The organism is Neobacillus sp. DFD-2R, assembly GCF_057747865.1.
Window position 1 is genome coordinate 2,345,816 of sequence record NZ_CM173228.1, and the last position, 14,189, is coordinate 2,360,004.

At 38.3% G+C, this 14,189-nt stretch carries 12 protein-coding genes; 11 read left to right on the forward strand and 1 reads right to left on the reverse strand.

The window, feature by feature from the left end; all coding sequences use genetic code 11:
- Positions 1–29: 29 nt before the first annotated feature.
- The 7 genes from preA (at position 30) to AC3ANV_RS11790 (ending at position 8,195) form a co-directional block, all read left to right on the forward strand.
- Complete coding sequence (preA, locus tag AC3ANV_RS11760; protein WP_488313765.1) at positions 30–1,316, forward strand: NAD-dependent dihydropyrimidine dehydrogenase subunit PreA; 1,287 nt, start codon at positions 30–32, stop codon at positions 1,314–1,316.
- A 19-nt stretch (positions 1,317–1,335) separates the two neighbouring features.
- Positions 1,336–2,754, forward strand: coding sequence for a dihydropyrimidinase (gene hydA / locus AC3ANV_RS11765; RefSeq protein WP_488313766.1), 1,419 nt, complete (start codon positions 1,336–1,338; stop codon positions 2,752–2,754).
- 175 nt (positions 2,755–2,929) lie between these two features.
- Complete coding sequence (locus AC3ANV_RS11770) at positions 2,930–3,148, forward strand: hypothetical protein (RefSeq protein ID WP_488313767.1); 219 nt, start codon at positions 2,930–2,932, stop codon at positions 3,146–3,148.
- A gap of 35 nt (positions 3,149–3,183) precedes the next feature.
- Positions 3,184–3,417, forward strand: a complete 234-nt coding sequence (locus AC3ANV_RS11775; RefSeq protein ID WP_488313768.1) for a hypothetical protein — start codon at positions 3,184–3,186, stop codon at positions 3,415–3,417.
- Between the two features lie 92 nt (positions 3,418–3,509).
- A complete protein-coding gene (locus tag AC3ANV_RS11780) occupies positions 3,510–5,120 on the forward strand; it encodes a PucR family transcriptional regulator (RefSeq protein ID WP_488313769.1) in 1,611 nt (536 codons plus the stop codon).
- Between the two features lie 185 nt (positions 5,121–5,305).
- The gene (locus AC3ANV_RS11785; RefSeq protein ID WP_488313770.1) at positions 5,306–6,766 is read left to right on the forward strand and encodes a CoA-acylating methylmalonate-semialdehyde dehydrogenase; all 1,461 of its coding nucleotides are present in this window, start codon (positions 5,306–5,308) and stop codon (positions 6,764–6,766) included.
- A 73-nt stretch (positions 6,767–6,839) separates the two neighbouring features.
- Positions 6,840–8,195, forward strand: coding sequence for an aminotransferase (locus tag AC3ANV_RS11790; RefSeq protein WP_488313771.1), 1,356 nt, complete (start codon positions 6,840–6,842; stop codon positions 8,193–8,195).
- 182 nt (positions 8,196–8,377) lie between these two features.
- On the opposite strand, the gene AC3ANV_RS11795 is transcribed toward AC3ANV_RS11790, so the two are convergent.
- On the reverse strand, positions 8,378–9,325 hold the full coding sequence (locus AC3ANV_RS11795; RefSeq protein ID WP_488313772.1) for a hypothetical protein: 948 nt from the start codon (positions 9,323–9,325) through the stop codon (positions 8,378–8,380).
- 113 nt (positions 9,326–9,438) lie between these two features.
- Here AC3ANV_RS11795 and AC3ANV_RS11800 point away from each other — a divergent pair, with 113 nt between their 5' ends.
- The 4 genes from AC3ANV_RS11800 to AC3ANV_RS11815 all read left to right on the forward strand — a co-directional run bounded on the left by AC3ANV_RS11800 (position 9,439) and on the right by AC3ANV_RS11815 (position 14,118).
- A complete protein-coding gene (locus AC3ANV_RS11800; protein ID WP_488313773.1) occupies positions 9,439–11,682 on the forward strand; it encodes an AAA domain-containing protein in 2,244 nt (747 codons plus the stop codon).
- A gap of 339 nt (positions 11,683–12,021) precedes the next feature.
- Entirely contained in the window at positions 12,022–12,420 is a 399-nt protein-coding gene (locus tag AC3ANV_RS11805; RefSeq protein WP_488313774.1) for a DoxX family protein, read from the forward strand.
- A gap of 123 nt (positions 12,421–12,543) precedes the next feature.
- Positions 12,544–13,479, forward strand: a complete 936-nt coding sequence (locus tag AC3ANV_RS11810; protein ID WP_488313775.1) for a ring-cleaving dioxygenase — start codon at positions 12,544–12,546, stop codon at positions 13,477–13,479.
- Positions 13,480–13,503: 24 nt separating this feature from the next.
- Complete coding sequence (locus tag AC3ANV_RS11815) at positions 13,504–14,118, forward strand: alpha/beta hydrolase (protein ID WP_488313776.1); 615 nt, start codon at positions 13,504–13,506, stop codon at positions 14,116–14,118.
- Positions 14,119–14,189 lie beyond the last annotated feature (71 nt).

A 14,189-nucleotide genomic window follows, 5' to 3' on the forward strand; every position in this document is an offset into this window, starting at 1 on the left:
CAATCTTCTAACAAAGGAGAGAAAAAGAGATGGCTGATTTAAGGATTAATCTTGCAGGTATTAAATCTCCTAATCCGTTTTGGCTTGCCTCAGCACCTCCGACCAATTCAGGCTATCAAGTGCAAAGAGCTTTTGAAGCCGGCTGGGGAGGAGCGGTTTGGAAAACATTAGGGGACCCAATTTTGAATGTATCCTCAAGGTTTGCCGCTGTGAGCTTTAACGGTCAAAGAGTTGCCGGTTTCAATAATATCGAACTCATCACCGACCGGCCATTAGATGTCAATTTAAAAGAAATCTATGAAACAAAAAAGCGTTTTCCAAACCATGTGATCATCGCTTCGTTAATGGTTGAACCAAAGGAAGAAAAATGGCATGAAATTGTTAAACGGGTCGAAGATGTCGGTGTTGACGGACTCGAATTAAATTTTGGCTGTCCACACGGTATGGCTGAGCGGGGAATGGGTTCAGCTTCCGGTCAAGTGCCGGCACTTGTAGAACGGCAAACCTTCTGGGTTAAAGAAGTTGCCAAAACACCTGTAATTGTCAAATTAACACCGAATATTACCGATATTACAGCAACTGCTGAAGCAGCCGTCAAGGGCGGTGCAGATGCTATCAGTATGATTAATACAATCAATAGTTTAGCAGGTGTAGATCTTGATTCCTGGAATACGATTCCACATGTCGCCGGAAAGGGTGCTCACGGTGGCTATTGTGGACCGGCAGTTAAACCAATTGCCTTAAATATGGTGGCTGAATGTGCAAGGAACGCCAGAATCAATGTTCCAATCTCGGGTATCGGCGGAATTTCCAATTGGCAGGATGCGGTTGAATTTTTATTGATGGGTGCAACCGGTGTTCAGATCTGTACGGCGGCGATGCATCACGGTTTTCGCATTGTCGAAGACATGATTGAAGGACTTAGTAATTATTTAGATAGTAAGGGAATTGCTTCAGTTTCGGAAATTATCGGGAAGTCTGTCTCCAGATACTCTGATTGGGGTAATTTGGACCTTAACTATAATATTGTTGCCAAAATCAATACCGATGTTTGTATTAACTGTAATAAGTGCCATATTGCCTGTGAAGATACATCACATCAATGTATTGACATGCTGACAGATGCTAATGGAAAGAGCTATTTGAAGGTTCGTGAAGAAGATTGCGTCGGCTGTAACTTGTGTTCGATCGTCTGTCCTGTTGACGGAGCAATCGACATGATTGAAGTGCCAAGTGAGCTGCCTCCGATGACGTGGAATCAGCGTCAGGCTGCACTGAAAATGGGAGCAGAATGTAAGATAGATATAAAAAGATAATTTGAGGAGGGTATAAACGATGAAGAAGCTAATTAAGAACGGTACGATTGTAACGGCTGCAGATACATTCCAGGCAGAAATATTAATTGAAGATGGAAAGGTTACTCAGATAGGAACGACCCTATCAGCTATTGGTGCTGAAGTGATCGATGCAAAGGGCTGTCTTGTTCTCCCCGGAGGAATTGATCCCCATACTCACTTAGATATGCCATTTGGCGGAACAGTGACAAAGGATGATTTTGAATCAGGAACCATCGGAGCGGCTTTTGGAGGAACAACAACTGTCATTGACTTTTGCTTAACCAATAAAGGAGAACCTTTAAAAAATGCTATCCAAACTTGGCATGAAAAATCACGTGAAAAATCAGTAATTGATTATGGCTTCCACCTAATGATTTCGGAAATCAACGAGGATGTTCTTAAGGAACTTCCACAGGTCATTAATGAAGAAGGAATTACTTCCTTTAAAGTATTTATGGCCTACAAACATGTCTTCCAAGCTGATGATGAAACATTATTCAAAACACTTGTCTCTGCAAAAGAACACGGTGCTTTAGTCATGGTGCATGCAGAGAATGGTGATGTTATCGATTATTTAACGAAAAAAGCCATTGAAGAGGGAAAAACTGAACCTATATATCATGCACTGACAAGACCACCTGAATTAGAAGGTGAAGCAACAGGTCGTGCTGCCAGTCTGACAGGGCTCGCAAACTCTCAATTATACGTGGTTCACGTATCCTGTGCAGATGCCGTTGAAAGGATTGCCGAAGCACGTAGTAAAGGTTTTGATATTTGGGGTGAAACATGTCCGCAATATTTGGTCCTAGATCAAAGCTATTTGGAAAAACCAAATTTTGAAGGTGCCAAATATGTTTGGTCTCCTCCATTGAGAGAAAAATGGAATCAAGATGTCCTTTGGAATGCGTTGAAAAGCGGACAGCTCCAAACCCTCGGGTCTGATCAATGCTCCTTTGATTTTAAAGGACAAAAGGATTTAGGACGCGATGATTTTACGAAAATACCAAACGGCGGGCCGATTATTGAAGATCGCCTATCTATTCTGTTTTCTGAAGGTGTTAAGAAGGGGCGGATTAGTTTAAATCAGTTTGTCGACATTACCTCGACCCGTGCTGCGAAGTTGTTTGGTTTATTCCCGAAAAAAGGGACCATTTCAGTTGGATCAGATGCAGACATTGTTATTTTTGATCCGAATTCAGAACGGGTAATTTCGGCAGAAACCCATCATATGGCAGTTGATTATAATGCGTTTGAAGGTATGAAGGTGATTGGAGAACCGGTTTCTGTTTTATCTCGCGGTGAATTTGTGGTACGTGAAAAGCAGTTTGTCGGCAAACCAGGTTCAGGGCAATATTTGAAAAGAGCAAAATACAGTGTCAATACCCCAATCAATCAAAATGAAACATTATCAATCTAAAGAAAACAATTTACATCAATCTAATGTCGATTGAACAACTCTTGCAATTGCTTGTCCGACTAAGCAATTGCTCTTTTTGAATTATTTGAAAATTCAGAGGGGATAATGTGTACATTATTGAATTTAATAAATGAATATGGATTGTGTTTTCTGCCATTTGAGTAGGAGGGATAAGATGTCAGAGTATCAACAATTTCTAGATGAAAGAGACAAAATCGATTTTTTCATTCAAAAGGGATATCTTATTAACGGGGTTAAAGAACACTTAAATGGGGATTCGGTCGGATTTTTACATCCTAATGGAAATATTACCGAAACAATTCTGATAAAAAATCCGAATGCAAGGAAATATTTTTCAAGTCTCCTCATTCAGCAGAATCAAGGGACAAAGTAATGTTGAAGAAAAGATTACGAAATGAGGGGAAGTAGATGGAATTCTTTTTAAAATCTAAAGATAATGCGTATCCATGTGTTGTGACAATTGATGAGGATAATGGCCGTTACATGATTCGAAAATCAGACTCAAGCGGTGAGGTTTTCAATTCACCAGCAGATTTAGTGGCATGGATTCTGGAAAATTGGGAGGTAGATGATTTTATTGATAAAGAGGAATATGTAACGATGCTTAATGAAATCAAAGAATACTTCCCAATCATTCAATAATTTACTTCAGGCTTGAGCAAAGGGGATTGGATAATAGGTGCCAATCCTTTTTTGTTTATTTATTAAATATATACTTCAAGGAGACCAAAAGGATGAAGGAACATTTACAACTTACCGTTGCCGATATTTTGGGGAGAAAGCACTTTGAAAATGCAGTTTTGATTGCCGGGGAAGAGGGCATACACAGAATTGTAAAATGGGTTCATGTAGTGGAAGTAACTAGTATACGAAAACTATTAAATGGTGATGAACTAATTTTATCCACAGGGGTAGCATGGAAGGAAAATGCCGATTTGTTTGTCTCAATGGTCAAACAACTAATTGAATTCAATGCAGCAGGGCTTTGTATTGAGATGGGGACCTATGTCTCGGAGATTCCTGCAGAAGTTATCGATATAGCCAATCAGCATCAATTCCCACTTATTGTTTTTCAACAAGAAGTTCCGTTTGTGGAAATCACTCAGGATATCCATTCCCGTATTATCAATCAGCAATATCAGATGATTTCCGATTTAGAAAATTATTCACAAAACCTAAATAAACGGCTATTATCGATTGAAACGTATGAGGATATTCTTCAGTTTATTTTTGCTACTTTAGATGTCCAAATCATATTTCGTATAAAAGACAGGGAATATGAATTTGTTCCCGAAATTAAATCATCAGATCAGATTCCGATCATTCATCAGCTTGAGGAGACAAAAAAGCAACCTAATGATCATTTTGCTTTTTCACCAATTTATCTCTTCGGTCAGGAATATGCGGAATTGGTCATTTTTTCGAGTGAAATTCCCATCGGTGAATTTGATTTATTAATTTTGGATCGAACTGCAATTGCTTTAGCTCAGCATCTATTAAGAGATTTGTATGTAGAAGAAAAGAAAAGAGTAGAAGAGTTTGAATGGTTACAGGGCTGGCTTGAAGGTGAGCAGCCGCTCGAGAGCATTAACGATTATTTGCTCGAGCACGGAATCAAAACAACAACGAGTGATGCAGTGGTTTTAATCACAAAATTCTTTTCCATTAAAGGTAAATCTGATGTTACGTATTTAAAATTATTATTTCGTTCTGTTTTTGAACAAAATGGTTTTGCAGTTTTTGCGGTGGAAAAAAGAAACGAAATTATTTTTATTCTACTGAATAATCGGACGAAAACAAATTTGAAGGAACGGATAAAAAAAGCAATTGAATTAATTAAAGACTCAGAGTTTATCAGAAAACAAAGCTCGGCAAAAATGTTTATTGCTGCAGGAAGGTTTATTGGAACTCTAAGTGATGTACATAAGAGCTATTATTCCGCTAAGGAAACCATTCGGATTCAACACAAAATGACAAAGAAAGAAATTTATTATTTTTATGAAGATTTACATTTGTATCGCCTTATTTCAAAAATGAGCAAGCATATGGATTTACAAGAGCTTGCCATGGAATACTTACAACCCGTAATCCAGTATGATGAAAAATATAACGGTAAACTTCTTGAGACGTTAAAAACCTATTTAGAGTGCAATGGTTCAAAGCAGGAAACATCGAGTAAGCTGTTTATTGTTAGGCAGACACTTTATCATCGAATTCAAAAACTGGAAAGCCTTCTTGGAAATGACTTTATGGAGCATGAAAAAAGGATTGCAATTGAATTTATGCTGCTGGTAAACGATTATGCTGCGCCATTTACCCATAAGAAGGAATTTAAAACCCGTTGATTTATTTTTTTACAAATGAAATAGACAGAAGGTAGAAGAAGTGTTCATTTTGTCGATAAAACGAAGGAACTAATTTTACATTCTGTCTAATGAAAGAATTTTCAAATTACGAGATAATTACATTATAAAGTTTTCATATTATGTACAATCCCATTAAATTTTTTAAGAAATAAGGAGGGCGAAATATGAGCGTAATAAAAAATGATACAGCGGTTCTAAAGAATTTTATTAATGGTGTGTGGGTAAATTCAACCAGTGAACAAACACTAGATGTACCAAATCCCGCAACCAATGAACTTTTGACAAAAGTGCCGGTCTCAAGCAAGGAAGATGTAGATCTAGCAGTTGCAGCTGCAAAAGAAGCGTTTAAAACATGGAAAAATGTTCCTGTTCCAAAACGTGCAAGGATCTTATTTAAGTTTCACCATTTGTTAACAGAAAACCATGAAGAACTAGCAAGATTAATTGTTTTGGAGAATGGAAAGGCTTACAAGGAAGCGTATGGAGAAGTTCAGCGGGGAATTGAGTGTGTCGAATTTGCCGCAGGTGCTCCTACATTAATGATGGGTGAAACCCTTTCCGGAATTGCTGAAGACATTGATTCCGAAATGTTCCGTTTTCCATTAGGAGTTGTGGGAGGCATTACACCATTTAACTTTCCAATGATGGTGCCGCTTTGGATGTTTCCAATGGCAATTGCCTGCGGAAATACTTTTATCTTAAAACCATCTGAGCGTACACCTATTTTAGCCAATAGATTAGCAGAGTTATTCCTTGAAGCCGGAGCCCCGGCTGGGGTTTTAAACGTGGTTCACGGCGCTCATGATGTTGTTAATGGCTTGCTCGACCATAAGGATATTGCTGCCATCTCATTCGTTGGCTCCCAGCCTGTTGCCAAGTATGTATATGAGCGTGCCGCAGCCGAAGGAAAAAGAGTTCAGGCCCTTTCCGGTGCGAAAAATCATCATATTGTCATGCCTGATGCCGATTTGGATAAAGCCGTTCAAAATATTATAAGTTCTACATTTGGAAGTGCCGGACAACGCTGTATGGCATGCAGTGCTGTTGTAGTTGTTGGTGACAATGCTCCATTTATAGCTGCCCTAAAGAAAAGTGCGGATGAATTAACGATTGGAAATGGGATGGATGAAGAAGTTTTATTAACACCGATAATTCGAAAAGAACATCGAGATAAGGTTCTTGGCTATATTGAAAAAGGAGTAGAGGAAGGTGCGGATCTTATTAGGGATGGACGTAGAGAAATGGATGAACTTCCAGAAGGGAATTTCTTAGGACCCACTATTTTTGATCAGGTAACTACCGATATGACGATTGCGAAGGAAGAAATCTTTGCACCTGTATTGAGCTTGCTTCGTGCGAAAGACCTTGATGAAGGCTTGGAATATATCCGGAAATCCCGATTCGGGAACGGTGCCACCATCTATACGAATAGTGCCAAAGCTGTCCGTCAATTCCGTGAAGAAGCAGATGCGGGTATGCTGGGAATAAATGTTGGGGTACCGGCAACAATGGCCTTCTTCCCATTCTCGGGATGGAAGGATTCCTTCTACGGTGATCTTCATGTTAACGGTAAGGATGGCTTAAACTTCTATACTCGTAAAAAAATGATCACTTCAAGATTCTAAATAGAAAATTGTGAGTAAGCAAACTATTAGGGGGTCTAATCAATATAAAGAAATAGGAGCAGGAGGAAAAGGAATGGTTCAAACGAGTAATTCTCAAGATACGTTACTGGAGCAGGATGAAAAATATGTATGGCATGCGATGAAGCCTTATAATCCAAAGGCGACGATTGTTGCAACAAAGGCTGAAGGTTCTTGGGTCACAGATGCGGATGGAAATCGTTATTTAGATGCTATGGCTGGCTTATTTTGTGTCAATGTTGGCCACGGAAGGACAGAGCTGGCGGAAGCTGCATACGAACAGCTGAAGGAAATGGCTTATTTTCCACTTTCACAAAGTCATGTACCTGCTATTAAACTAGCTGAAAAGTTAAATGAACTGCTTGGTGATGAGTATGTCATCTTTTTCTCAAATAGTGGTTCAGAGGCTAACGAAACAGCCTTTAAAATCGTTCGTCAATACCATCAGCAAAAAGGCGAGCATAGCCGATACAAAATCATATCACGCTACAGGGCCTACCACGGTAATTCAATGGGAGCCCTAGCTGCAACGGGGCAGGCACAAAGAAAATACAAGTATGAGCCGCTTGCACCAGGGTTTATTCATGTTTCACCGCCGGATTCCTACCGGGATGATTGTAATGTTTCAGAGCCTAGTGAATTATCATCAGTAAAAGAAATTGATCGAACGATGACCTGGGAATTAAGTGAAACCATTGCTGCTATGATTATGGAACCAATCATTACAGGTGGCGGAATCCTTGTTCCACCGGATGGATATATGAAAGCAGTAAAAGAGGTCTGTGAAAAACATGGCGCACTTTTAATTGTTGACGAAGTTATTTGCGGTTTCGGCCGTACCGGTAAGCCATTTGGCTTTATGAATTATGGAGTGAAACCGGACATCATTACGATGGCAAAAGGAATAACCAGCGCCTATTTGCCACTTTCCGCAACAGCTGTTAGAAAAGAAATTTACGAAGCGTTTAAAGGTTCGGAGGAATATGACTTTTTCCGTCATGTTAATACATTTGGCGGAAACCCCGCTGCATGTGCTCTGGCTTTGAAAAACCTTGAAATTATGGAAACGGAAAAATTATTTGATCGCTCACATGATTTAGGTGCGCAGACATTAAATGATTTATCGAATCTGTTGCAGGACCACCCTTATGTGGGGGATGTCCGTGGAAAAGGGCTTCTGATGGGAATTGAGCTGGTAAAGGATAAAAAGACTAAAGAACCTTTGGATAATGGACTCGTTAATCAGGTGATTGCCAATTGCAAGAAGAAGGGTTTATTAATTGGTAGAAACGGAACCACAGTTGCCGGATTTAATAATGTTTTAATCTTATCACCGCCTCTAAACATTCCACAGGAAGATTTGGATTTTATCGTCCAAACCCTAACCGACTCGTTAAATAAAATTCTTTAATTTTTATCGATATGAACACTCGTCATTTTCATTATTGGAAATAACGGGTGTTTTTTTAGGTGAATAATTCACAAATCGACGAATACTAAATGAACAGCTTTGCATATTTATAAAAAATGTCGGACTTTTTCCGTATAATTCCGTAATAAAAAAAGACCAATTCGGTCTTTTCATTATTATTTTTATCTATATCTTCTTCTTTTTGGCCGATAATGGTAAATACTTTCACTTTCATACTCACTCGCATCTTCAGGCTCACTACTTACCTCATTAGGCTCACTGCTTTCATCTTCAACATACACACTCTCAACATCAACATCAACATCATCATCATTAACATTCAAACTCACATCGTCATCATCATCGTCATCATCATTAACATTCAAACTAACATCGTCATCATCGTCATCATCATTAACATTCAAACTCACATCGTCATCATCATCATTATCATTATCATAATCATCATCATCATCATCATCATCATCATAATCATATTCATCAACAACTTCATTATCACTCACATCATCATCATCATTCAAATCTTCAACATCATCATCCACATCTTCGGCTGCCACACTTACATTTTCATCTTCAACATTCACATCACTAACATCAACACTCGTATGTCTAAAATTAACGCCTACACCTTCAACATCATCACTTACTTCTTTAGCTTCTTCATTGTTCATATCATTATTGTCTAAATCCACTAAACCGTTGTTTTCCTCACTAACATCCTCTTCATTAACGGTTATTTCTTCTTGCTTTGTTCTTTTGATTTTGCGAAGTGCATCTGTTCTTTGGTGCGCTATTCCAATTAATTCATCAAGTAGTGCTGTGAAATTATCGAAATCAACATCATTTTCACCGCTATTTTGTATTATACTAAGAAAATCATCTTGAAAAATAAGAATTTCTTTTTCATATTGTTCGCGGTTCATCTCTCTTAATGGTGTTCCATTAATACGAATAAACCCATAAATTAATTGCGTTAAGACTTCGGAAGCAGTTTGTAATTTATTTATTTCAGAATCATAATTACTAGTAAGATAATAATTCACATCACGAAGTGTTCTATAATAACTTTTAAAATTCCGGTCTATTTCTAAATATTCCAATTCACTCATTTTGAAATATTCCTCCTCTTAGGGATTAAAAATAAAAATTTTCGTAAAAAGAACCAATACTCCATTTGTATTAAGAATATGCAGAGAACGTTCATATAGAAGGGATTTATTTAATGAAGGTCATAACATATATTAAAGAATGGCAGCAAGCACTTCAAAATGAAATTATTCATTTGAAAAAATACGGAAGTAACAAATTTCTTTTATTTAATGGCAGGCTTCTCTCGAGTGAAGGTACTTTTACCTACTATTTTGATACTGTTGCTCCGCTTCGGGTTCCCGTTGGGTCTTCTATCAGACTTGAGTGGGGGAGCAGCAAGCAGAACGGACGTGTGCTTTCATCAGAAGGTAAGGGCGTGATACTTGCAATGGAGCAATCATTTGGGGATTTAATCCAGGATGCATATTTATATCACGATCCCTGGGAGCTGCTCGAACACCTTATCCAAAGGCTGGATGAAATAAAGAAAAATAAACAAAAACGATTACGAGTAAAAAAATTAATGGATCCCTCGATGCCATCAAAGCACCCAATAGATAAAATTAAAAGCAATGTCCATGAGCTCGTTTTAAGATCGAAATACAATTCCGTAACCTTTGTCTGGGGTCCGCCCGGTACAGGAAAAACCTATACACTTGCGCGAGTTGCCGCAAATAAATATTTTCACGAAAATCGGGTACTGATTTTATCTCATAGTAATCAAGCAGTCGATGTCATTTTAAGTGAAATTTCCTCCTTTATTAAAAAGAAAAACCGTTTCCATGAAGGAGATGTGCTTCGATACGGTTTTAATACCGGGTCCGCTCTCACGATTTCAGATGCTGTAACGACGGGTCAGTTACTACAAAAGCAGGACCCGCATCTTGCTGAAGACAGGGAATTTTTAATAGAAGAAAGAAGAAAACTGAAACAAGATTTAGCGCGTTCTTTTAGCAAAAGGGATTCTAACCATTTATTAGAGATTGAGACCAAGATTGCAAGAGTTCTAGAAAAAATACGGCAAAAAGAAATCGAGTTTGTAAAAGATGCATTTGTCGTTGGGACCACACTGGCAAAAGCTGCCGGTGACCCGGCAATTTACGAAAAGGAATTTGATGTTGTCATCGTTGATGAAGCAAGTATGGCTTATGTCCCGCAGGCAGCATTTGCTGCAACGCTTGGAAAAAGAGTGATCATTTGCGGTGACTTTAAACAATTACCACCGATTGCATCGTCAAGGGATCCGTTAGTCACGAAGTGGCTTAAAGAGGACATTTTTCACAGAGCAGGTGTCGTTGAGTGGGTAAAGGCTGGGAAACTGCATCCCCATTTATTTTTATTAAAAGAACAACGGAGAATGCATCCGGATATATCTGCTTTCACCAATCATTACATCTATCATTCTCTTGTTGGTGATCATGAAAGTGTTCAAAAAAGCAGAAATAAAATTGTCATAAAAACACCGTTTCCAAAGCAGGCAGCAGTACTTGTGGATACAAGCTATACAGGGGCACATTGTATGAATGAGAGAACATCTAATTCACGATTGAATCTATGGCAATTGCTGTTGTCTTTTCAAGTCATTCATGAATCATACCTGGGCGGGGCAAGATCAATTGGCTATGTGTCACCATACCGTGCACAAGCGAATTTAATGGAATTATTATTAGAGGACTTATATGAAAAAGAACGTTTATCAGCAGATATCATTGCTGCAACAGTACATAGACTGCAGGGCAGTGAGCGGGATGTGATGATCTTTGACACAACCGACAGTGAACCGCAGGAACGTGCAGGTATGCTTTTAACGGGAAAAGATAGCGAACGATTGATTAATGTTGCCATAACGAGAACTAAAGGAAAATTCGTTCATGTCAGTAATCAATCCTTTATTCGAAAACATGTCTACAATGGAAAAACTTTAAGGCAGCTTATCGAACACCAGGAGAGGTATCAACAAGCCATCAGGACAAAAGAAATTGGTACGTGGATTAAGAATCAACACCCACGATTACAATGGATGCATGCACGTAAACTGGAAAAAGTGTTCCAAGATATTAATTCTGCACGGGCCTCTATTGTTATCTCATTGCCGGTGAAAACAGCTTTGTCGGAGCAATGGAAGGAAAAACTGAAAAATCGCGGAAAAGGTATTAAACTAACTATTTTTTCAGAGGAACATTGGACGGAGTTATTACCGGATGAATGGCTTAAAGAAAGTTTGCCGTTTCCGTTTATCATTATAGACCGGCAGCTTTTCTGGCTTGGTTTACCATTGGAAGGTGTAAAATGTGCAAAACCGCCTTTTGTCGCTGCAAGACTAGATTCACTGAAGGTTTCGGATTATTTTTTAGGACAGTTCCAGGTAGGGGAATAATAACGATATAACAAATTAACGTGGCGAATTGTTAAAGAAAATGAAATAAAAGGCTATCGAGAGTTTTTCGACAACCTGAGCATCTAAACGATGCTTTTTTCTTTTTCCTGAGTCATTTTTTAAGAGATATTTTAATAAAAAAATGGTTGACGTAATTAAATTTATGTTTTATTATTATCTCATATTCAAGATATTTTAATTCGAGATAAAATTCATTGGAGGCGGTGAGATGGAAAAGGAACTAAGAGGAGAAGCAGCAAATTATCAGAGTCCTTAAAAGAGTGGGTCATAAACCTAGCTTGGGCGTTTTAAACAAAAACTATTTTGGAGGAAGAGAAAATGTTGAATATTGGATTATTATTAATACGTTTAGTGATTGGATTATTATTTATTGGTCATGGTGCACAAAAACTATTTGGTTGGTTTGGCGGTTATGGTCTAAAAGGTACAGGCGGCTGGATGGAATCGATCGGAATGAAACCTGGGTTTACAATGGCTCTTATGGCTGGATTAACAGAATTCTTTGGAGGAATATTATTCACAGCAGGATTACTTACACCGCTTGCCGGCTTAATGATTGCTATAACAATGGTAATGGCAATTGTAAAGGTGCATGGTCCAAATGGTCTATGGGTTACACAAAATGGCTATGAGTATAATTTGACATTATTAGTAGTAGCGATTGCTGTAGCCATTGCAGGTCCTGGTCAATACTCAATTGATGCAATTTTATTCTAAAATATCTCGAACTAGAGAATCTTGAATAAAGGATGATTAGGTCGTGACCAAGTTTCAAATAATAGCGGTATGGATACTTGGTCTTCCTATATACTTTAAAGGAAGATAAGGAGGAGAGATGTTATGAAAAAAACAATTGGAATCCACCATATTACTGCAATCGTGGGACACCCGCAAGATAATGTTGATTTTTATGCTGGTATTTTGGGATTGCGATTAGTTAAACAAACGGTTAATTTTGATGATCCTGGAACATATCATTTATATTTCGGTAATGAAGGAGGTAAACCCGGAACGATCATTACCTTCTTTCCATGGCCGGGGGCATACCAAGGGACGATAGGCGACGGTCAAGTTGGAGTTACTTCTTACGTTGTTCCAAAAGGTTCTTTTGGATTTTGGGAAAAAAGATTAGAAAAGTTTAACGTCCCTTATTCAATAATTGAACGATTTGGAGAGCACTACTTAGAATTTAACGATCCTCATGGATTGCATTTGGAAATTGTTGAGCGAGAAGAGGGAGAAGTAAATACGTGGAATTTTGGCGGTATTACAGCAGATGTTGCGATTAAAGGATTTGGTGGTGCAACATTGTTATCTGCCCGTCCTGATAAAACGGCGGAATTATTGGAGAATGTTCTCGGTCTTGAAAAAATCGGAACAGAAGGAGATTTCATTCGTTTTCGATCTTTAGGTGATATTGGTAATGTGATTGACCTAAAATTAACTCCGATTGGCCGCGGAAAAATGGGCGTTGGGACTGTACACCATATTGCTTGGCGTGCTAAAGATGATGAGGATCAATTAGATTGGAAAAAATATGTTCAAAGCAATGGATTTGGAGTTACTCCCGTTCAAGACAGAAATTACTTTAATGCGATTTACTTTAGAGAACACGGGGAAATCTTATTTGAAATTGCCACTGATCCTCCGGGATTTGCTCATGATGAATCCCATGAAACCATGGGTGAAAAATTAATGCTGCCTCCGCAATACGAATCACATCGAGGGAAAATCGAAGCAGGTTTGGCACCTTTTAAATTAAGAGAATTAGATTGATTTAAGTGTGGAAGGAGAGAAACGATGAAACATATTTTTCAAAAAGGAAAAGACGAAACGAAGCCAACATTTCTATTGCTCCATGGGACAGGTGGAAATGAACTGGACCTTTTGCCTTTGGCTGGAAAAATTGATGAGGATGCCTCTTTTCTTAGTGTTAGAGGAAACGTATTGGAAAATGGGATGCCGCGTTTTTTCCGAAGATTAGCTGAGGGTGTTTTTGACGAAGAAGATCTTGTGTTTCGTACAAAGGAATTAAATGAATTCCTTGATGAAGCAGCTCAAAAATATGATTTTGATCGAAAAAATATAATCGCGATCGGCTATTCCAACGGAGCTAATATTGCAGCCAGCCTGCTGTTTCATTTTCAGGATTCATTAAAAGGCGCTATTCTGCATCATCCGATGGTTCCTTTAAGGGGAATTGATTTACCGGACTTAACTGGCATTTCTGTGTTTATTGGTGCTGGAACCAATGATCTAATTTGTTCTCCGTTGGAATCCGGTGAACTTGAGTCATTATTGGTAAATGCAAATGCTAAAGTCCATCTTCATTGGGAAAATAGAGGTCACCAATTAACTTTTGAAGAAGTGGAAGCTGCAGCTAAATGGTATAAGGAAAGCTCGTTTTCGAAATAATATAAATTTTTGAGAGGAATGAAGTTCCGAAATGGAAAAGATAATTTTTGGGAAAATTTAATTTTCAAAAA

Excerpts from the sequence above, each read along its gene's own strand:
- preA (WP_488313765.1), top strand. The coding sequence starts at position 30 with ATGGCTGATTTAAGGATTAATCTTGCAGGTATTAAATCTCCTAATCCG.
- hydA (WP_488313766.1), top strand. The coding sequence starts at position 1,336 with ATGAAGAAGCTAATTAAGAACGGTACGATTGTAACGGCTGCAGATACA.
- AC3ANV_RS11770 (WP_488313767.1), top strand. The coding sequence starts at position 2,930 with ATGTCAGAGTATCAACAATTTCTAGATGAAAGAGACAAAATCGATTTT.
- AC3ANV_RS11775 (WP_488313768.1), top strand. The coding sequence starts at position 3,184 with ATGGAATTCTTTTTAAAATCTAAAGATAATGCGTATCCATGTGTTGTG.
- AC3ANV_RS11780 (WP_488313769.1), top strand. The coding sequence starts at position 3,510 with ATGAAGGAACATTTACAACTTACCGTTGCCGATATTTTGGGGAGAAAG.
- AC3ANV_RS11785 (WP_488313770.1), top strand. The coding sequence starts at position 5,306 with ATGAGCGTAATAAAAAATGATACAGCGGTTCTAAAGAATTTTATTAAT.
- AC3ANV_RS11790 (WP_488313771.1), top strand. The coding sequence starts at position 6,840 with ATGGTTCAAACGAGTAATTCTCAAGATACGTTACTGGAGCAGGATGAA.
- AC3ANV_RS11795 (WP_488313772.1), bottom strand. The coding sequence starts at position 9,325 with ATGAGTGAATTGGAATATTTAGAAATAGACCGGAATTTTAAAAGTTAT.
- AC3ANV_RS11800 (WP_488313773.1), top strand. The coding sequence starts at position 9,439 with ATGAAGGTCATAACATATATTAAAGAATGGCAGCAAGCACTTCAAAAT.
- AC3ANV_RS11805 (WP_488313774.1), top strand. The coding sequence starts at position 12,022 with ATGTTGAATATTGGATTATTATTAATACGTTTAGTGATTGGATTATTA.
- AC3ANV_RS11810 (WP_488313775.1), top strand. The coding sequence starts at position 12,544 with ATGAAAAAAACAATTGGAATCCACCATATTACTGCAATCGTGGGACAC.
- AC3ANV_RS11815 (WP_488313776.1), top strand. The coding sequence starts at position 13,504 with ATGAAACATATTTTTCAAAAAGGAAAAGACGAAACGAAGCCAACATTT.